Origin of the sequence: Larkinella fluvii (genome assembly GCF_051857545.1) — a bacterium.
GTDB lineage: Bacteria > Bacteroidota > Bacteroidia > Cytophagales > Spirosomataceae > Larkinella.
The window spans coordinates 482,410-500,741 of sequence record NZ_JBPZHB010000001.1 but is presented as its reverse complement, the minus strand read 5'-3'; the positions used below and the strand labels follow the sequence as shown (position 1 = coordinate 500,741).

Annotated in this window: 16 protein-coding genes; 6 read left to right on the top strand and 10 right to left on the bottom strand. The window is 52.8% G+C overall.

Annotated elements, in window-relative coordinates; all coding sequences use genetic code 11:
• Positions 1–18 precede the first annotated feature (18 nt).
• Positions 19–1,443: a DUF4270 family protein gene (locus ACS5NO_RS02100; protein ID WP_439413616.1), complete on the bottom strand. Its 1,425-nt coding sequence runs from the start codon at positions 1,441–1,443 to the stop codon at positions 19–21.
• The gene (locus tag ACS5NO_RS02095) at positions 1,400–2,209 is read right to left on the bottom strand and encodes a glycogen/starch synthase (RefSeq protein ID WP_150876821.1); all 810 of its coding nucleotides are present in this window, start codon (positions 2,207–2,209) and stop codon (positions 1,400–1,402) included. The genes ACS5NO_RS02100 and ACS5NO_RS02095 overlap by 44 nt, the downstream gene beginning before the upstream one ends.
• A gap of 200 nt (positions 2,210–2,409) precedes the next feature.
• Between ACS5NO_RS02095 and panC the strand changes: the two genes are divergently transcribed.
• The 5 genes from panC (at position 2,410) to ACS5NO_RS02070 (ending at position 6,350) form a co-directional block, all read left to right on the top strand.
• Positions 2,410–3,252, top strand: a complete 843-nt coding sequence (gene panC / locus ACS5NO_RS02090) for a pantoate--beta-alanine ligase (protein ID WP_439413615.1) — start codon at positions 2,410–2,412, stop codon at positions 3,250–3,252.
• A 114-nt stretch (positions 3,253–3,366) separates the two neighbouring features.
• Positions 3,367–3,714: an aspartate 1-decarboxylase gene (gene panD, locus ACS5NO_RS02085; RefSeq protein ID WP_114406817.1), complete on the top strand. Its 348-nt coding sequence runs from the start codon at positions 3,367–3,369 to the stop codon at positions 3,712–3,714.
• 155 nt (positions 3,715–3,869) lie between these two features.
• Positions 3,870–4,886 (top strand): lysylphosphatidylglycerol synthase transmembrane domain-containing protein, encoded by a 1,017-nt coding sequence (locus ACS5NO_RS02080; RefSeq protein WP_439413614.1) that lies wholly within the window; start codon positions 3,870–3,872, stop codon positions 4,884–4,886.
• A gap of 137 nt (positions 4,887–5,023) precedes the next feature.
• Entirely contained in the window at positions 5,024–5,515 is a 492-nt protein-coding gene (gene rfaE2, locus ACS5NO_RS02075) for a D-glycero-beta-D-manno-heptose 1-phosphate adenylyltransferase (RefSeq protein ID WP_439413613.1), read from the top strand.
• Positions 5,516–5,663: 148 nt separating this feature from the next.
• Positions 5,664–6,350 (top strand): zinc metallopeptidase, encoded by a 687-nt coding sequence (locus ACS5NO_RS02070; RefSeq protein ID WP_439413612.1) that lies wholly within the window; start codon positions 5,664–5,666, stop codon positions 6,348–6,350.
• Positions 6,351–6,752: 402 nt separating this feature from the next.
• Here ACS5NO_RS02070 and ACS5NO_RS02065 read toward each other — a convergent pair whose 3' ends face one another.
• On the bottom strand, positions 6,753–8,420 hold the full coding sequence (locus ACS5NO_RS02065) for an amino acid permease (protein WP_439413611.1): 1,668 nt from the start codon (positions 8,418–8,420) through the stop codon (positions 6,753–6,755).
• Between the two features lie 11 nt (positions 8,421–8,431).
• Positions 8,432–8,875, bottom strand: a complete 444-nt coding sequence (locus ACS5NO_RS02060) for a lysozyme inhibitor LprI family protein (protein ID WP_439413610.1) — start codon at positions 8,873–8,875, stop codon at positions 8,432–8,434.
• Positions 8,876–9,030: 155 nt separating this feature from the next.
• On the opposite strand from ACS5NO_RS02060, the gene gldA reads away from it, so the two are divergent.
• A complete protein-coding gene (gldA, locus tag ACS5NO_RS02055) occupies positions 9,031–9,972 on the top strand; it encodes a gliding motility-associated ABC transporter ATP-binding subunit GldA (protein WP_439413609.1) in 942 nt (313 codons plus the stop codon).
• Between the two features lie 112 nt (positions 9,973–10,084).
• Here gldA and ACS5NO_RS02050 read toward each other — a convergent pair whose 3' ends face one another.
• From ACS5NO_RS02050 to ACS5NO_RS02025, 6 genes are all read right to left on the bottom strand, one after another.
• A complete protein-coding gene (locus tag ACS5NO_RS02050) occupies positions 10,085–10,621 on the bottom strand; it encodes a DUF4136 domain-containing protein (protein ID WP_114406811.1) in 537 nt (178 codons plus the stop codon).
• 136 nt (positions 10,622–10,757) lie between these two features.
• Positions 10,758–11,783 carry a 3-dehydroquinate synthase gene (gene aroB, locus ACS5NO_RS02045; protein ID WP_439413608.1) on the bottom strand — a complete coding sequence of 342 codons (1,026 nt, stop codon included), beginning with the start codon at positions 11,781–11,783 and terminating at the stop codon, positions 10,758–10,760.
• Positions 11,784–11,857: 74 nt separating this feature from the next.
• Positions 11,858–13,006 (bottom strand): pyridoxal phosphate-dependent aminotransferase, encoded by a 1,149-nt coding sequence (locus ACS5NO_RS02040; protein ID WP_138994981.1) that lies wholly within the window; start codon positions 13,004–13,006, stop codon positions 11,858–11,860.
• 31 nt (positions 13,007–13,037) lie between these two features.
• Positions 13,038–13,538 (bottom strand): hypothetical protein, encoded by a 501-nt coding sequence (locus tag ACS5NO_RS02035; RefSeq protein WP_439413607.1) that lies wholly within the window; start codon positions 13,536–13,538, stop codon positions 13,038–13,040.
• A gap of 24 nt (positions 13,539–13,562) precedes the next feature.
• Positions 13,563–15,029 carry a SusD/RagB family nutrient-binding outer membrane lipoprotein gene (locus ACS5NO_RS02030; protein WP_439413606.1) on the bottom strand — a complete coding sequence of 489 codons (1,467 nt, stop codon included), beginning with the start codon at positions 15,027–15,029 and terminating at the stop codon, positions 13,563–13,565.
• Positions 15,030–15,050: 21 nt separating this feature from the next.
• A complete protein-coding gene (locus tag ACS5NO_RS02025) occupies positions 15,051–18,221 on the bottom strand; it encodes a SusC/RagA family TonB-linked outer membrane protein (RefSeq protein ID WP_439413605.1) in 3,171 nt (1,056 codons plus the stop codon).
• Positions 18,222–18,332: the final 111 nt, after the last annotated feature.

Here is an 18,332-nt window from a genome sequence, read left to right as displayed (position 1 = left end):
CGTTTTTGTCGTCTAAGTTTACGGCGTGTACGTATAAAAAACCACCAGTTTAGCATTCATCGGCGCGTTTAAAATGGCTCCGTTTAACTGATTATTGAGGTATGGCTGAGCCAAAAAACTCGGTGCTCCCGTCGTTTGGCTGGTCGTAATCAAGGAGGTGTTGGTGGCCGGCAGCAGTGCTAAACCGTTGTTGGCCTGATAACCCACCAGAATAGCCTGCAAATACGTCGTAACGTCGAACGTGTAAGTCTTTTGACGGCTGCTGTAGCCAACAATCTGCGGATAATACCATTTATTGGCCGTCTGAAACGTGCCCGACTGGGTCTGGAGCAAGTGCAGCAGCCGGGTGCCGGTACTGACTTCCGGCGTATATAGAAGCCGGTTGTTGGCATCGGTCTGGGCCAGTGTCATGACCGAAGGAACGGGCCCACCGGGGCTGCTCCCTTTCACGAAAAAGCTCAGTTCAGCCCGGTTGATGGCAATTCGCCCACTTTCTTTTTTCAGGTTCTCAATGGTCGGGAAGTTCACTTTCGTTGTCACACCGGCAGCACTTTGAACGAACATCTCACCACCCGTGTCGGCTCCCGTCAGCGATTTCGTGAGGCTCAAAGCCGCCAGTTTCGTTCCCGAACGATCGACCTTGACCTGACTGAAAGAGGGCAAACCAGCCGTCGTGAAAAAGTCGATGCTCAGCACTTTGGTCGTATCCGCCGATTTGTGGTAATACAACTCGATAAACATGTTGTTGGAAAACCCAAAAACCGTCGTATTCGTAGCACCCGGAACCACGGCAATGCCTTTGAAAATTTTCCGGAAGTCCGCCTGAACAATGCCGGAACCTTTGGAAAGTTCCAGCAACTCACGACCCAGTGCATCGGGCAGACGGGCATAACCGGCCCCTCCGACGGCGGTTGGTGTCAGCTTGATTTTGGCCAGTGGTTCGGTGGCATACGCGACCGACGACGCATTGGTATACCGTTTGGTAGAATCCAGATCCTCCGTCAGCCGGTGAACCAGAATCTCCTGCGCCCGGGTGGTATCGCCATACACATACGAATAACCAACCAGCACGCGCAGGGAATCGTAGACGATTTCACCTTCGGTTTTGAAACTGCCACCTTCGACATACAACTGACCGAACGTTTTGGCAACAACTTTACCAAAAACCGGGTCGGTATATTGCCCCACCAGCAACCGGCTGTTGCGGTCGGTCACAACCGAGTCGAGCAGAATGGTGGACGTTTTGACGGTCAGCGTATCGGTATACAGCACGCCAATGGCCGTGGGTGGTGCCAGGCCAATGTCTTTCGGCTCTTCGCAGGCCACCAACGCCGACACCAGCACGAGCATACCGGCCATCAGACTGAGTTGAATCGTGCTAACGGCCCGGCGGTCCCGATTAGCCCGCCAGTTCCGTATAAAGGTTGTAGTATTGATCAGCAACTTCCTGGCCTTCTTCGGCGAGTTCAAATTTCTTGTCGGACAAATCATTCAAAATAGTATTTAAACTCTCGCTATAATCTTCGTCGGCTTTTACAACCACATCGGCATAGGTACATCCCATCCGGATAAAACCGTCATAATCAGCCGATTTCAAATATTTCAACATCTCTTCATCCACATCCATGGCCTTGGCTTTTTCAACCAGGCCATCGTCGAAACGGTACGAGAACGAGTTGTTGTAGACCGAGAATACCGACTTGGTATCCTTAAACATGGGGTCGTTTTTGTAGGTTGTTTTCAGATACAGCGGGATCAGGGCCGTCATCCAGTCATTGCAGTGGACAATATCGGGTGACCAGCCTAATTTCTTCACGGTTTCCAGTACGCCTTTGCAGAAGAAAATAGTCCGCTCGTCGTTGTCTTCGTAGAATCGGTCATCTTTGTCAAGAAAAACGTGTTTACGCTGAAAATAGTCTTCATTGTCAATAAAATACACCTGAAGCTTGGCATTGGGAATGGAGGCCACCTTGATAATCAGCGGCTTTTCTTCATCGCCCACCGTAATGTTGATACCCGATAAACGGACCACCTCGTGTAGCCGGTTCTTTCGCTCGTTGATCAGCCCGAAACGTGGCACCAGGATGCGAATTTCCATGCCGCGTTCCTGCATCGCCTGTGGCAGTTTCCGAACAAAATCGGCCACCGCTGAAGTCTGGAGGAAAGGGTTGATTTCACTGGCAACGTAGAGAATCCGAAGTTTGCTCATAACACGATTGGGGGGCTTTAGTGAAATACACCGCCGTAGCGGAACAAATTAAAAATCTGCAAAATTATACAATTTTTTCTGGTATTTCAATAGAATTCCGCCAGAAAAACTCCTGTTTTGTCAACATAAACCGCGCGTCGCCGAATTCCCGCTTCGGCCAAATCCGGCGGCTGACCAACTCAATTTCTTAAAAAGTCACTATGCAACTCTACGAAACCATCGCCGGTATACGGCAAGCACTTGATTTTCAACGCCGGACCGTCCACTCCATCGGGCTGGTCCCGACCATGGGCGCGCTGCATGCGGGACATCTGACTCTGGTCGAGGCCAGTAAAGCCCAGAATGACCTCACGGTTTGCAGCATCTTCGTCAACCCGACGCAGTTCAACAACCCCGACGACCTCGCCCGGTATCCGCACACGCTCGAAGCCGACTGTCAACTGCTGGAAGAAGCCGGTTGTGACCTGGTTTTTGCGCCGTCAGTAGACGAAATATACCCGACCAATCCCCTGATGAAACTGAATTTTGGCGAACTCGAAACCGTGCTGGAAGGGGCCTTCCGGCCGGGGCATTTCAACGGCGTCGGCATTGTGGTTTCCAAGCTCTTCAACATCATCCAGCCAGACCGGGCGTATTTCGGCCAGAAAGACCTGCAACAGGTGGCGGTGGTGAAACGGCTGATCCGCGACCTGGGTTTTCAACTGGAACTGGTGCGGATGCCCATCGTGCGGGAAGACGACGGCCTGGCGATGTCGTCGCGCAACCGCAACCTGTCGTCCGCCGAACGGCAGGAAGCCCCCGTTCTCTTCCAGGCATTGACCCAGGCACAGGACATTTTGCGCAACGACGGCACACTTGATACCGCCAAAACCGCCGTAGAAGGCTATTTACAGAACCATCCCGCTTTTCGGCTGGAGTATTTCGAAATCGCCAATGCCGACACGCTCCAGCCCGTTGAACAACTCCAGGCACCGGGCGCAACGGCCTTGTGCATTGCCGCGCATCTGGGGAAAACCCGGCTGATCGACAACCTTATCCTGTGACAAACCGGCGTCTGAACTAACTCTTTTCGCGGGCTGTTTTTGCGGTAACTGCTTCGGGTGGACGGTTTTTCACTACTTTTGACCGTCCGTTTGAACCGGGCAGTCACTACAACTATGTTTATTACCGTAATGAAATCCAAGATCCACCGGGTCCGGGTAACGCAGGCTGAACTGAATTATGTCGGCAGCATTACCATTGACGAGGATCTGATGGATGCGGCCGGATTGCTTGAAAATGAGCAGGTGCATATTGTCAACAACAACAATGGCGAACGTTTGGTCACCTACGTGATCAAGGGAGAACGTGGTTCCGGCATTATTTGCCTCAACGGGGCAGCCGCCCGGCGCGCGCAGGTCGGCGACATCATCATCATTATTGCCTACGGCATGATGACCACCGATGAAGCCAAAACCTACAAGCCGCTGGTGGTTTTTCCCGACAACAATAATCACCTGGTTTAAATGGTTTTGATGGTTGAAGGATGGTTAAAAATGGTTGAATGGCTTACCTTAATTTTAACCATCTAACCATATTTAACCATTAAAAACCATTTAACCATTTTTAACCATCAAACCATTTTTCAACCATCCTTCAGCCATCAAACCATCCAATCGTCTTGAAAAACATTCTAAAATACGGCATTTCGCTCAGCATTGCCGCCGGATTGCTCTGGTACGTGTTCAAGGACATCGACCGGGCGGCCATGTTCGACGCGTTCAGCAAAGCCGACTACACCTGGATTGCCGTGTCGGGCTTGCTGACGGTGGTGGCCCACTGGAGCCGGGCCTATCGCTGGAGTCTGCTGTTGGAACCGGTGGTGGGCTACCGACCCGCGATTGTCAACACGACTCTCGGCGTTCTAACCGGTTATTTTGCCAATCTGGTGGTTCCGCGCATGGGCGAAGTGACCCGCTGCGGCACGCTCAACCGGCTGGAAGGCGTTCCCGTCAATGTCAGTTTCGGTACCGTTGTGGCCGAGCGGATTATCGATGTCGTGGTGCTGTTTCTCCTCCTCGGTGCTACGTTTTTGATCGAATTCAACCGGCTCAGCACGTTCCTGATGGACTTTTTCGCATCTAAATTCAACATGGCCGGTCTGCGCGACAACACCTGGTTGCTGGTCATTCTGGTTGGCTGTCTACTTGGTTTTGCGGTGATGATCTGGTTTTTCTACACCCGTTACAAGGAAGTGCTCCGCCAGAAACCGTTCTACCAACGCGTTGAAAAGTTTGTGGTCGGCCTGCTCGAAGGCTTGCTGAGTGTCCGCAAGTTGAAAAACCCCTGGGCATTCATTTTTCACACGGTGTTGATCTGGACAATGTACTATTTCATGTCGTTCGTGCTGTTTTCGGCCATGCCCCAAACCGCCGACCTCGGTTGGCGCGCGGGTCTGACGATTCTGATCATGGGTGCGTTGGGAATGGCCGCTCCCGTTCAGGGCGGTGCCGGAACGTTCAACATTCTGGTCGGGGCGGCCTTGGCGCTTTACGGGATCAGCAATCAGGATGGGGCCACGCTGGCCACGCTGATGCTATTCACACAGTGGTTCTACGTCGTGGTGCTGGGTGCACTGAGTTTCCTGATTGTGATGCTGAAAGGCCGAAATCCGCAACAGGTAGTTGGGGCGGAGTGATGATAAAATAAAGAATGGTTAAACGGTTGAAGGATGGTTGGATGGTTAAAAATGGTTGTTTAAAAACAAGCCATTCAACCATTTTAACCATTCAACCATTTTAACCATCCAACCATCCTTCAACCGTTTAAAACAAAATGACCGAATCCAAAATCCTCAGCCGGGATCAGGCCGTTGCGTTAGCCGAACAGTGGCACGCTGAGGGCCGGCAACTGGTTTTTACCAACGGCTGTTTCGATATTTTGCACCTGGGTCATGTCGATTACCTGGAAAAAGCCCGTCAATTCGGCGACAAATTGATTCTGGGTTTGAATACCGATGCGTCCGTCAGTTGCATCAAAGGGCCGCTGCGCCCCGTTATCAACGAATACGCCCGCGCCCGGCTGATGGCTTCGCTGGCGTTTGTCGATGCGGTTGTCCTCTTCGGCGAGCCCACACCGCTTGACTTGATTCAGGCGTTGAAACCGGATGTGCTGGTCAAAGGCGACGACTACGCCGTCAGTGCCATCGTGGGTGCCGATTTTGTGCTGGAAAACGGCGGCCGGGTGCAAACCATTCCGCTCGTGGCGGGTTATTCCACCACGGCACTCATTGAAAAAATCCGCAACGCCTATCCGTCGCAGGGATGATTTTCCCAAAACCGTGATCAACGGTTGCAGGTATTGATAAACAATGAACCGTTTTTTTGGTGATATTTGTTAAGTTAGTATAGTGATCCACACTACCGTTTAACCACGTACTCTTAATCGCACCGGCGACCCCGGTCTTTGTTGAATTATGCCTGGAATCTGGATTATTTTCATCATTTTCGCTCTCCTGAGTGCCGGTATTAGCTGGCGTCTGCGGAGCAAGTTTAACGAGTATTCACAAATCGGACTGAGCAATGGTCTGAGTGGCAAGGAGATTGCCGAGCGAATGCTCCACGAAAACAACATTTTCGACGTTCGCGTCCTCTCGGTGGAAGGAATGCTGACCGACCACTATAACCCGCAGGACAAAACCGTCAACCTGAGCGCCGACGTCTACTACGGGCGAAGCGTGTCGGCTGCGGCTGTGGCAGCTCACGAATGCGGTCACGCCGTGCAACACGCGACGGCTTATGGTCCGCTTAAATTCCGTTCGGCAATGGTGCCGTTCCTGACGGTTTCGTCGAGTTACCTGCAATGGATCATCCTGATCGGTATTTTACTGATCAACACCACTCCCATTCCGCTGGCGGTTGGGGTAGCGTTGTTTGCCGTGACGACGCTGTTCAGTTTTGTCACGCTGCCCGTCGAATTCGACGCCAGCCGCCGGGCCCTGGCCTGGGTGCAAAGCCGGAACATCGTCAACCAGCGGGAATACGGTTTTGCCAAAGATGCTCTCTGGTGGGCGGCCATGACCTACGTGGTAGCCGCACTCGGTTCACTGGCCACGCTGCTGTATTACGCCAGCCTGTTGATGGGCGGTCGCCGGAGCGACTAAGTTCGACCTTGTTTTCTAGTGAAGAGGTGCTACGAAGAAACCGTAGCACCTCTTTTTTTGTATAATAGCCCCTAAATCTCCTGAAGGGCGGGGCTGTTAAGTTCTTCCGCTTTTCGCCCCCAACCCCCTAAAGGGGGCTTCAAAATCCGGATGTTTTAGCCCCCCTTAGGGGGTTGGGGGCGAAAAGCCCCGTTCCCCGCCATAAAAAAGCCCATAGGGAGACCCTATAGGCTTTCTGCATTATTGCGAGATGTAAAGATTAATTCCAATCGGAAAACCGCTTAAACCGTTAATAGACCGCCACGATTTCCGGGTCACAAGATAGTATTAATTATTATTGCCTGTACAATCAATCCATAAATTATTGCATTATTTTTCTATTCAGGGTTTGAAAACCGTCCTTTACGAAGCGGTTTCGGCAGCCAGTTTGCTTTTCCGGTAGCCGTACGAAAAGTAGATTACCAGACCGATGACCAGCCAAACCACAAAAATGGCCCAGTTGCTGATGCCCAGTTCGGTCATCAGATAGAGGTTGGTCAGAATGCCCAAAACCGGGAGGAGGGAAAAATTGTACCGAAACGAGAGGACAGAAAACAGCGCCCAGGTAAGCCAGAAAAACGCCAGCAACGGTTTTTCCTGAATCCCACTCAACAGACCGCCCGCCCGCAAAACCAGCACCATCGCTACGACCAGCGCCAGGCCGACGATGTATTTGCCGTTAATATAAGGCACTTTGAATTTAGAATGTTTGGAAAGGCCCTTGGCGTCCAGAAACAAAATACCGGCGCAAACCAGGATAAAAGCAAAGAAGGTTCCGACACTCGTGAGGTCGATAAAAAATTGCATATCCAGAAACAACGACGGAATGGCAACCAGAAAACCGGTTACGATGGTGGCAAACGAAGGCGTCCGGTAGCGCGGATGAATTTTGGAGAAACGCGGCCACAGCAAACCGTCGCGGCTCATGGTCATCCAAATGCGGGGCTGGCCCAGTTGATACACCAGCAACGCGCTGGTGATGGCAACAACGGCACTAACCGAAATCACCCCCGCAATCGCGTCGAGTCCCACTTTCTGGAAAACATACGCCAGTGGATCATCGACGCCCAGTTCCTTATAATTTACCATCCCGGTCAACACCAGCGTAATCAGCACGTACAAAACCGTACAGATAATCAGACAGTAAATCATCGCCCGGGGCAAATCGCGCTGCGGATTTTTGCACTCTTCCGCCGTAGTCGAGATGGAATCGAAACCGATGAAGGCAAAGAACACCGAAGCCACTCCGCTTAACACCCCCGCAACGCCATTGGGCGCAAACGGTGACCAGTTCGCCGGTTTGACGTAAAAGGCTCCGGCGGCAATGACCAGGCCGATGACGGCTAGTTTCAGAACCACCAGCAGGTTGCTGGCAGCCCGGGATTCCTTTATACCGACGTAGACCAAAGCCGTAATCAAAACCGTGACAAAACCAGCGGGCAAGTCGGCAATGAATTTCAAACTTCCGAGTGCCGGAGCATCCTGAAAAGCCTGCGCCAGTTCCCGCGTATTCTCGGGGAGAGTGGCGGGGGCAGCACTGGCCTGCACGAGCGCATAGGCTTTGGCCGCCGATCCGTAGTCAGTTGCCCAATACGACGGAAAATGGACTCCGAACCCTTCGAGCATCGACGTAAAATATTCGGACCATGAAATAGCTACAACCATGTTGCTGACGGCATATTCCAGAATGAGCGCCCAACCGATGATCCAGGCGAAAATCTCCCCAAACGACACGTACGCGTAGGTATACGCACTTCCACTGACCGGCACGGTGGAGGCAAACTGGGCGTAACTGAGGGCCGTAAAGACGCAGGCAATGGCCGTAAAGACAAACAGCAGCGAAACCGCCGGACCGCCGTTGACACTGGCCCGTCCGATGGTGCTGAAAATACCGGCTCCAATGATGGCCGCAATTCCAAACGAAGTCAGGTCGCGGACGCCCAGCACCTTGTTCATGTGTGACGCATGCCCTTCGTCCACATCGGCGATGGCTTTTACAACCGATTTTTTCCGGAATACAGAGTCACTCATAAGGCTGGCGTCTATTGTCTAAGTTTTCGTTCGGCTACTAGTTCTTTTAATTCGGTAATCCGGCTCAGGGTGGTGGCTTCCTTGCAATTGGCAATCACCATCAGCAACGCGGAACCACCTTCGTACATTTTCTCGTAAATCTTGCAGTGGGCATCGCGGTAAACGATCCACTGCCGCTGGGCTTCCATCACGATGGCTTTCTCGTCTTTCGAAACCAGCCCAATCAACTGTTTGTAAACGGCATTCAATTCGTGGTCGGCTTTCTGAAACCGCATCTGGGCGCATAAATTCATCTCCGTCTGCGTTTGGGCACTGTCACAGTTGGTGAGGACATCCGGCGGATGACTGAGAATATCGATGTGTTCCAGTGCGGGACTTTGGGTCGCCGGTCGCTGCGCCCAGGTACTGATGGCCATCAGGCAACCCACTACCATGCCGATGTACTTCGTTCTCATTGCAGTTGTTTCAACCCGTTTCAGGTTGAACGGAAGGCTAAAAATAAAAATTGTTTTTGGTATTAAAAGCGGTTTTCCAAAATCGCCGTTAATAGAGGGACTTCGCATTGTTTTTTTACCTTGCACGCTGTCTCTTTGCATTTTTGTATTGACCGATGTCTATTCTGGTACAAAACCTGACCAAACTCTACGCCCGAACCGGCGAAGCGGCCCAGCGCGCGGTCGATGAGATTTCCTTTTCCGTTCAGCCGGGTGAGATCGTGGGATTTCTGGGACCCAATGGGGCAGGCAAGTCCACGACGATGAAAATTGCGACAGCGTATCTGCCCCCTACCGAAGGCACGGTTGTCGTGAATGGTTTTGACGTTCGAACGAATTCAATCGATGTACGGCGAAGTTTGGGCTATCTGCCGGAGCATAATCCGCTCTACCTCGACATGTACGTGAAGGAGTTTCTGCACTTCGCGGGATCGCTCCACGGTTTGCGGGGTTCTGTATTGAACCAGCGGGTGACGGAAATGATCGGGCTGGTGGGGCTGGAACTGGAGCAACGCAAGAAAATCGGCCAGTTGTCGAAAGGCTACCGGCAGCGCGTCGGGCTGGCGCAGGCGCTGATTCACAACCCGCCCGTTCTGATTCTGGACGAACCCACCACGGGACTCGACCCCAATCAGCTTACGGAAATCCGCCAGGTGATCCGGGAAGTGGGCCGCGAAAAAACCGTGTTGTTTTCAACCCACATCATGCAGGAAGTCGAAGCCCTCTGCGAGCGGGTCATCATCATCAACCGGGGCCGGATTGTGGCAGATGGGCAATTGAGTCAGTTGCGGGAAACATCCGACGGTTCGGTCGCCGTCGTGGCCGAATTCGAGCGGGATCTGGAGGATGTTTCGGTCCTGAACACGCTTCCCGGTATTCTGCGCATCGAGGCACTGGGCGAAAACCGCTATCGGCTGACGGCCCACCAAGACAGCGACCTGCGAGCGGCTGTTTTCCGGTTAGCCGCCGATAAAAACCTGACCCTCGTCGGCCTGAAACAGCAGGAAAGCAATCTGGAGGGGGTGTTTAAACAGTTGACAACACCGACCAATCAATAACGAATACTGAACGCTGAATAGCGAATAACGAAGTGGCGTTGCCTCCTTATTTCGTTATTCGCTATTCAGCGTTCAATATTCATTATTCAATTTTCACTAGTTAACTCTTACTTCACTTTCGGGCAGACGCCATCAGCGGATACTGATCGAAGATGGATCGGACAATGCCCTTGAAATAATTATTCTTGAAGTTCGGATTTCGGGTTACCCTCGACGCGTACCCTTTCCAGATGACCTGATAGGTATCGGCATCGATCAATGAAATCATCAGCGTTCCTTCGTCGAGGTTGTAGTCGATGCGCTTGTACGTTGCGTCGCCGTCTTCACTCACCACCCAATCCTTGATAACCGGTTGCTGGTAGCCTCTGAAACGCAGGTCGTTGCGGAAAATGTTGTAGGAAATCAGCAAATTGGGACCCCGGTTGGCCACTTTATAGCCCCGTGCTTCCATCTGGTGACGAATGGCTTCCTGGATGTCCGAGCAGAGCAGAGTAGAGTCGATGTACTCACATTCCAGAAAGTTAAAAGATTCATAGTTTTTAAAATGCCCTTCGTAGCTGTAATCGTGCTCAACGAATAATTTCCCAGGCATGCATCCGGCCAGCGAAACCACAGCCAGTAACACAAGAACGCCGATAAAATGTTTCATAAACGGACTGTTTAACAGGGTTGTAAATTTGAATCGTATAGACAAACTGGTTAAAAATGAATGGTACTATTGGTATAGTAAGTGTCTAGCTATAAGGTTCAAAAAACCGCGTGAACGGCCCTGCTTACAGACTAGTTTAGGTTCGATAGTAATCCAATGCCCGGCGCATTTCTGCTTTCGTCACCAGCACATCGTAGGTGCAACTTCCCGGTCCGTCCAGCAAGGCCATCCGAACCTCGCCGTTGCGGTTTTTCTTGTCCTGCAACGTCAGCTTCAACACCGGCTCCAGGTCGGCATCCGTCAGTTTGACCCGGCCGTAGATGGAAAACAGGTACTCTTCAATCTGTTCCAGCAACCCGGTTTCGATCAGCCCTTTGCGTTTGGCAATAAAAGCTTCGGCAATCATTCCGGCGGCAATGGCTTCGCCATGCAGCAACCGGCGTTTGGGATCGGCCAGGAAATGGGTTTCGAGCGCATGTCCCAGCGTGTGACCGAAGTTTAATACTTTACGGATTCCCTTCTCGTTTGGATCTTGCCCGACAATATTTTTTTTCACGCCCACCGAATGCGCCACCAGATCATTCCAGTCCTGCTGGTGCAGATCCCGGCGACGAATGACGTTCCACTTGGCCGCGTCGGCAATCAGACAATGTTTGATGATTTCGGCAAAACCCGACCGCAACTCCAACTCCGGTAAGGTTTGAAAGAAAATGGTGTCGATCAGAACGGTTTCCGGTAGTTTGAAGACCCCAATATGGTTTTTAAATCCGTGAAAGTCAATACCTAACTTTCCGCCCACACTCGCATCCACCTGCGACAATAAGGTGGTCGGAATCTGAATAAAATCGATGCCCCGCTTGTAGGTAGCGGCACAAAAACCGCCTAAATCCCCAATTACGCCCCCTCCGAGATCAATCAGCAGGGCGTGACGGTCAAATTGGGCGTCCGTCAGGGCCTGCCAAACGGTTTCGCAAGTCGCTAAATTCTTGAATTCTTCCCCCGCCCGAACCGTAATAATCTTATGTTTCGGTAAAAAATTTTTTATCGCCGGATAGCAAAGACGCTTCGTATTTGCATCGGCCAGAACCGCAATGGCCGAATAATTGTGCTGCTTTAGAAAAGCCGGCAAGCTTTCGGCCAGAGATGAAATGTGAACGGACATAGGTGGTTATATAGAAATCGCTCCCAAAGGTAAGCCTTCGGAAGCGATTTCATGGTACGAAAGTCCGTGAGGACTTACGAAATAACTTTCAGCGCATCGGCGAAGTATTTCATTTGATCCATCGTCCCGAGGCTCACACGGCACCAGAACTGACCGTCAAATTTCCACTGCCGAACGCTCACGCCATTTTCCATCATTTTCTTGGTGAAATCGTCGCCCTTCATCCGGATCGGGAACAACACGAAGTTGGTGCCGGATGGCAGGTAAGTGTAGCCGTTCTGCTTCAGCGTGGCATACAAAAACTCACGGGCTTCCAGTCCTTTGCCCAGTGAATATTTGATAAATTCTTCGTCTTTGTAACACGCCAGCGCAGCCCGCAACGTGGTCATGCTCAGGTTACCGGCTCCTCCGCCCCACTTCGAGATGGCTTTCAGTGTATCCGGCTGGCCCACCATGTATCCCATCCGCAAACCGGCCATGCCGTAGATTTTCGAGAACGTCTTGGCCACCATTACATTCTGGCCTTTTTTGATGTTTTCGATCACCGTGTACTTCTTCGGATCGCCGGTGTAATGAATGTAGGCTTCATCCACAAATACCGGTTTTTTCGCCGAAACGCGGTCCACAAACGCCCGCAGGCTTTCCGGATTGATCGTAACGCCCGTCGGGTTGTTGGGGTTACAGATGTATACCAGACCGGTTTTGTCGTTGACCTTCTTCTCCATTTCTTCCAGATTGTGGTCGTATGAACCGCTGGTCAGGGGTACTTTGTCCCACGTCATGCCGTGCATCACAGCCGCCCGAACGAGTTGTTCGTAGGTAGGGTCGGCCGACAGAACGCTGCTGCCCGGACTGGCATAGGCATACTGCAAAGCCGTTGCGTGCAGCAGTGCGCCCGAACCCGCCGAAAGCAGAATTTGCTCCGGTGCCACCCCTTCCTCATCCGCAATCATTTTCTGCAATTGCGCGCCGTAAGAAAACGGATACAAAAAGCCATCCGAAGCGGCTTCGTTAATCGCTTTCAACGCCTTTGGCGATGGACCATACGGATTTTCGTTGGCCGACAGACGTGCTTTTAGCGCACCTTTGGGAGCCGTTGGCGGTAAGGCACCGGCTGGTGCAGCCTTGTCCAGCCAGGGTTCACAATACGCGGCCGGGGCTGCGGCTAAACCGACACCCGCGAGCAATCCGGACCGGAGCCATTCACGACGATTAAGAGACATAATAAAGAAGTGGTTAGATATTTGTTTTCGTTTAATTTACCCCTTGAACCCGCGACAACCGGGAAAACGCCTGGCCTTTGTATTCGCCCGTCCAGGTCAGCGACACACTGCTGCCGACGGCGGGCGCTGCAATACCGAGTTCCGCCCAGGTTTTGGTTAAAGTGGCCTTTCCGGTGGCATCGGTTTTCAGATCGGCAATCGCCGTCATGACGGTCGCCGTGCCTTTCACCTCCCGTTTCATCAGCTTGACAGTTAATGACGCTACCGGAATGGAGTCGATGCCCACCTTATAGTCCAGAATACCGCTTTTGTCCAGTTCCAGAATTTTCACGGTCATCACGACCGGTGCGGTGATTTTCTGCGTCACCACCGGTTCGGCGGTTTGTCCACCGCCGTCGGAGGCCCCATCGACCAGCACCAAAACCGGCGCAACGACGCGATCGACAAAGGGATCTTCCGTTCTTTCACACCCGGCGAGCAGGCTGCTCACGACCGTTAAGCCACTTAAAATAAGGTATTTATAGCTCTTCATACGCATCTTCATGGTTAATTATAATTATTTCTCAACCCACCACAATTTAGACTTCATATCATCCGCTCCACCGAGCAGGGATATGCCTTTATCCAGACTCACTTTGTTCAGGGAATACTCCGAAGTGGGGTATTTCAGGCGGGTTGGCAAAACGCCATCGTTCGAGAAAACCGACCGGGAATCTTTCGCAGGCAGCACCGGCAATCCCGTCCGGCGGTATTCCGTCCAGGCTTCGATGGCTTGTCCGAACAACGAAATCCATTTCTGCTCCATGATGGTCGTTTTGGTAGCGGTTCCTACTTTGGCCAGATACCCGGCGGGTACCGTCAAGCCGTATTGTTCGAAGGAAGCGGTGATGCCTTTTTCCAGATACGTCTGTGCACTGCCCGTGATGTCGCCATCCGCAGCGGCTTCGGCCAGAATCAGGTTCAGTTCCGAAAATGTCATGATGACGGCCGGAGCCGTCGGGGCCGTAAAGTACGTTCCCAGTAAGGAACTCGTTCCAAGATAAGCCGTAGCAACCGCATCGGGCAATCCGTTGGCATGACCTTCGTATTTTCCGGCTTTGTTGGGCTGGGCATAGACCGTAATCCGGCTGTCACCCAGTTCATTCAGCCGGTCGGCCAGTGTTTTGCTGATGTTCCAGTCGGTCCGGCCGTCCTGAATCATCACCTGGTGCCACTCGTTGTTGCTGGGCAATACGGCGGAGTTAGTCAGTTTGGCGTTGTCGGCGTTGCTCGTAAAAACCGGATACGTCGTTGCATTACCCAGAATCTCGGCCATAACGGCTTTCGACTCCGCCGATTTTTTCACGGCCTGACGGTTTGCCAGCCGCAACCGCAGTGAGTTGGCAAACTTCTTCCATTTCAGAATATCACCACCGTACAGAATATCACCGGCAATGCCCGGGCCCGTCACGCTCAACTTTTCGTTGGCGGTTTTCAGGTCTTTCAGCAAACCGGCATACACCGTTTCGACCGGATCATAAACCGGCGTGTAGTTCGGCGATTCAGCCGTGCCTTTCAGCGCTTCGGTATACGGAATGGGGCCGTAGACATCGGCCAGCAACGAAAATACCCACGACCGCATCACCAGCGCCACGCCTTCGTAATTGGCATTTTCGAATTTGCCGCCCGGCCCGGCCAGCGTAATAATCCGCTGGTAGTTTACCTGAGCGTCGTTGAAAAATCCCTTCCAGTTGTTGGTGTAAAAACCAACCGAAACTTCGTAGTTATCTCCCTCGTTCGAGTAGATGTTGCGGGTCAGATACTGCATCCAGCACATGGCCCCATCCAGATTCAAACGCTCGAAACGGGTCCGGACGCCCCAATAGCGATCAACGGACGCTTCGAGGGCATAGGGCAACAGATACTGGGGGCTGATGGCGGTCGGATCGTTCGGGCTGACGTTCATTTCGTCAAACTCCGACGTGCAGGAACCCGCCAGCGTCATCAAACCGATACTCACAAAAAGTGCTTTTATGATCTTCATAGTCAAATCGTTTGGTCGGAATTAAAATGACAGACTCAGGTTGGCACCGATGCTGCGCGAGCTGGGCAATTCGCCGTAGGCAAAGCCCTGCTGGTTAGCCCCGAACCGGTCCACTTCAGGATCGACGTGGGTGGTGTTTTTGAACAGCATCGCCAGGTTGCGGCCCACCAGAGAGATCTTGGCCGAGCGGATTTTGACCCGGTTCAGGAAACCCGCCGGTAGCTGGTAGCCAATCGTAGCTTCGCGGAGTTTGATGTAGCTGCCGTCGTAAATCGACGCTTCGTGGTAGCTGCGCGGGTTGTTGTAAGCAATGAGGGTTCTAGCCGGTACAATCACCGTGTTGGGGACGTAGTTCGGTGCTTCGGCCGTTCCGGCGTTGTAGACGCCTTTGCCAATCACCCCTTCTTCGCGACCCACGGCCGTTTCTTCGTACTGACCCGTCCAGCGGGCGGTTCCGGTGCCTTCGTCGAAGAAGTCACCACCCCATTTCACATCCACCAGGGCCGAAACCGAGAAGCCTTTAAAGGTCAGGCTATTCAACCAGCCACCCGTCCATTTTGGCTGCACGTTGCCCAGCGTGCGGGGCGTGGTCGAAATTACCGGCAAGCCATTGGCATTGTAAATCCGCTGTCCATCGGGGGCTTTTTCAAACCCGGTTCCGAAGAAGCTGCCGTACGGCTGTCCTACCCGCGCTTCCGTGATCAATCCCTGCCGGGTGGCCAGGGTGTAGGTCGTCAGCCCTTCGGCCAGTTCCAGCACTTTGTTGCGGTTGCGGGAGAAGTTCAGGGTCGTTTCCCAGCTAAAACCGGTGGCGGTTTTGACGGGCGTACCGGTCAGCACCACTTCAAGACCTTTGTTGGAGATTTTACCGGCGTTCAAGACGCGGGAGTTGTAACCGCTTGATTTCGAGATCTCAACGGCCAGAATCTGATCGCGGGAGAGCTGATCGTAATACGTTACGTCCAGGCCAATCCGACCTTTCAGGAAGCGGACGTCAAGCCCCAGCTCGGTTCCGGTCGTAATTTCCGGCCGCAGCGTGGAGTTGGCAATCTGGGTGTTTTCGTAAAACTCCGGCGTCGATCCCGCCCAGGAAGTTCCGGCTCGGAACGTTTGCAGCAACTGGTAGGGCAACGCATCGTTTCCAACCTGCGCCCAGCTTGCCCGAATCTTACCGAACGAAATAATATTGCTCTGCACATTCAGAAGATCGGTGATCACCGCACTCCCCGAGATGGACGGGTAGAAATACGAGCGGTTGTTTGAGGGTAGCGTGCTCGACCAGTCGTTGCGGGCCGTGGCGTTCAGAAAGAGCGCGTTTTTGTAGCTTACTTCCAGCGATCCGAATACGCTGTTGACCTGCGACTTTTCAATCGCGCTCTGAGCCGTGTTCCGGCTGGGGTTGGCGTTGGAGGCATTGTAGAGCCCGTCGACCACCAGTTCACCCACGGCGAGCGAATTGCGTTTGTAATAGTTTGTCCGGGAGATCGCACCGACCTGAATATTGGTCGAAAAATCCGAATTCAGGGCTTTGTTGAACGTCAGGATGGCGTCGTGGTTGGTTTCCTGGCGACGCAGAATTTCTTCCGTGAAAGCACCGGGCGTCCGGTTTCCGTTCCGAACCCGCTCGAAATTGTTGACACTGATCCGCGTATCGGTCCAGACGTCGGTTCCACTCCGGACCATCAGACTCAGCGACGGCAGGATTTTGTAGTTCAGCGCGATGTTGCCCACCAGCCGGTCTTTTTCGTTGTTAGACGGCAGCAACTCCGAAGAATAATACGGATTGGTGAAGAACGTGTGCTGCCAGTTCGGGGGATCGGTATCGGCGGGTTTGCCGGGAAGGGCCCGCTGGATGTGAACATCGGTGTAATCCCGCCAGTTGCGTAATTTGGTGTAATCCGTTTGCCGGTGTGCCCAGATAAACTCCTGACCGCTGCTGTAGCTCCGGTTACCACCCGATTTGATGTATTCCGCCGAAACCGTTGCACTAAATGCCGGGGTGAAGTTATAGGCGGAATTAAATTTGAAGTTATTCCGGTAGAAGTCGTTGTAGTAAATCAGTCCTTTTTGATCGAGCCGACCGGCCGACAAACGGAAGCTTCCTTTGTCATTCCCGCCCGAAACCGCGACGCTGTTCGTAATGGTCTGGCCGGTTTGCCAAAAATCTTCCCAATTGTTGGGGTTGGGTGTCAGCGGAGCCACTTCCTTGCCCGACCACCAGTGCCGAACCAGCCGACCGTCCATCGGGCCGCCCCAGCTTTCGTCGGTACCTTCGGTGCCGGTCAGGGGAGCCGTTGGATAAGCCGCCCGGTATTGCTGAATTTCGAGTGGATCAGTAATGGCACCCGACCAACCGTCGTTATACCAGGTGCGGTAGCCATTTCCCCCACCGTATGTGTTCTGGAATTGGGGTTTGATCCACGGGCGTTCGAACGTGACGTTGGAGTTGATTTCAACACCGATGCCTTTTGTTCCCGATCCATTTTTGGTCGTAATCAGAATGACCCCGTTAGCCGCCCGTGAGCCATAGAGAGCAGCCGCATTCGGGCCTTTCAAAATACTCATTTCCTTGATGTTATCCGGATTGACTTCGGAAATTCCGGAACCGTACGTTTTATCGAAGGATTGCTGAATCGGTACGCCATCGACCACAATCAGCGGCTGGTTATTACCCGAAACCGATGAGGCACCCCGAATCTGGATGGTGGAACCGCTGCCCGGACCGCCGTTGGAGCTAACCCGCAAACCGGCCACTTTACCGGACAAGGCGTTGACGACGTTGGATGAACGCGCTTCGGTGAGTGCCGTACCTTTGATTTCCTGCACCCCGTAGCCGAGTGATTTCACTTCTTTCTCCACCCCAAAAGCCGTTACAACGACCTCAGACAGCGATTTGACGTCCGTTTTAAGGGTTAAATCAAGCGTAGAGCGATTGCCGATGGCGATTTCTTCGGTCAGAAAACCGATGGAGCTAATGATAATGGTTGCGTTTTCGGAGGGAACTTTCAGGGTGAACTTGCCCTCATTGTCGGTGGTCGTTCCGGTCGTACTGCCTTTCACGACGACATTGGCCCCGGGGAGAGGTCCTTCTTCTGCCGCCAGAATGGTACCGGTAAGCGTACGTGTCTGGGCCGTAGCAACCACTACCGACAACCAGATCATCCCTACTAGTAATAGTAGCGTTTTCCTCATAATTAGCTAGGTTAACAAAGTGCATTAAAGATGGATAGTTGAACGCGTCCACTGTCATGCAAACCCGGAGCGTTGGACGGCCGGACACTGGCCGCTTCGCCGAACCGCCCT

Excerpts from the sequence above, each read along its gene's own strand:
- ACS5NO_RS02095 (WP_150876821.1), bottom strand. The coding sequence starts at position 2,209 with ATGAGCAAACTTCGGATTCTCTACGTTGCCAGTGAAATCAACCCTTTC.
- panC (WP_439413615.1), top strand. The coding sequence starts at position 2,410 with ATGCAACTCTACGAAACCATCGCCGGTATACGGCAAGCACTTGATTTT.
- panD (WP_114406817.1), top strand. The coding sequence starts at position 3,367 with ATGTTTATTACCGTAATGAAATCCAAGATCCACCGGGTCCGGGTAACG.
- rfaE2 (WP_439413613.1), top strand. The coding sequence starts at position 5,024 with ATGACCGAATCCAAAATCCTCAGCCGGGATCAGGCCGTTGCGTTAGCC.
- ACS5NO_RS02070 (WP_439413612.1), top strand. The coding sequence starts at position 5,664 with ATGCCTGGAATCTGGATTATTTTCATCATTTTCGCTCTCCTGAGTGCC.
- ACS5NO_RS02065 (WP_439413611.1), bottom strand. The coding sequence starts at position 8,420 with ATGAGTGACTCTGTATTCCGGAAAAAATCGGTTGTAAAAGCCATCGCC.
- ACS5NO_RS02060 (WP_439413610.1), bottom strand. The coding sequence starts at position 8,875 with ATGAGAACGAAGTACATCGGCATGGTAGTGGGTTGCCTGATGGCCATC.
- gldA (WP_439413609.1), top strand. The coding sequence starts at position 9,031 with ATGTCTATTCTGGTACAAAACCTGACCAAACTCTACGCCCGAACCGGC.
- ACS5NO_RS02050 (WP_114406811.1), bottom strand. The coding sequence starts at position 10,621 with ATGAAACATTTTATCGGCGTTCTTGTGTTACTGGCTGTGGTTTCGCTG.
- aroB (WP_439413608.1), bottom strand. The coding sequence starts at position 11,783 with ATGTCCGTTCACATTTCATCTCTGGCCGAAAGCTTGCCGGCTTTTCTA.
- ACS5NO_RS02040 (WP_138994981.1), bottom strand. The coding sequence starts at position 13,006 with ATGTCTCTTAATCGTCGTGAATGGCTCCGGTCCGGATTGCTCGCGGGT.
- ACS5NO_RS02035 (WP_439413607.1), bottom strand. The coding sequence starts at position 13,538 with ATGAAGAGCTATAAATACCTTATTTTAAGTGGCTTAACGGTCGTGAGC.
- ACS5NO_RS02030 (WP_439413606.1), bottom strand. The coding sequence starts at position 15,029 with ATGAAGATCATAAAAGCACTTTTTGTGAGTATCGGTTTGATGACGCTG.
- ACS5NO_RS02025 (WP_439413605.1), bottom strand. The coding sequence starts at position 18,221 with ATGAGGAAAACGCTACTATTACTAGTAGGGATGATCTGGTTGTCGGTA.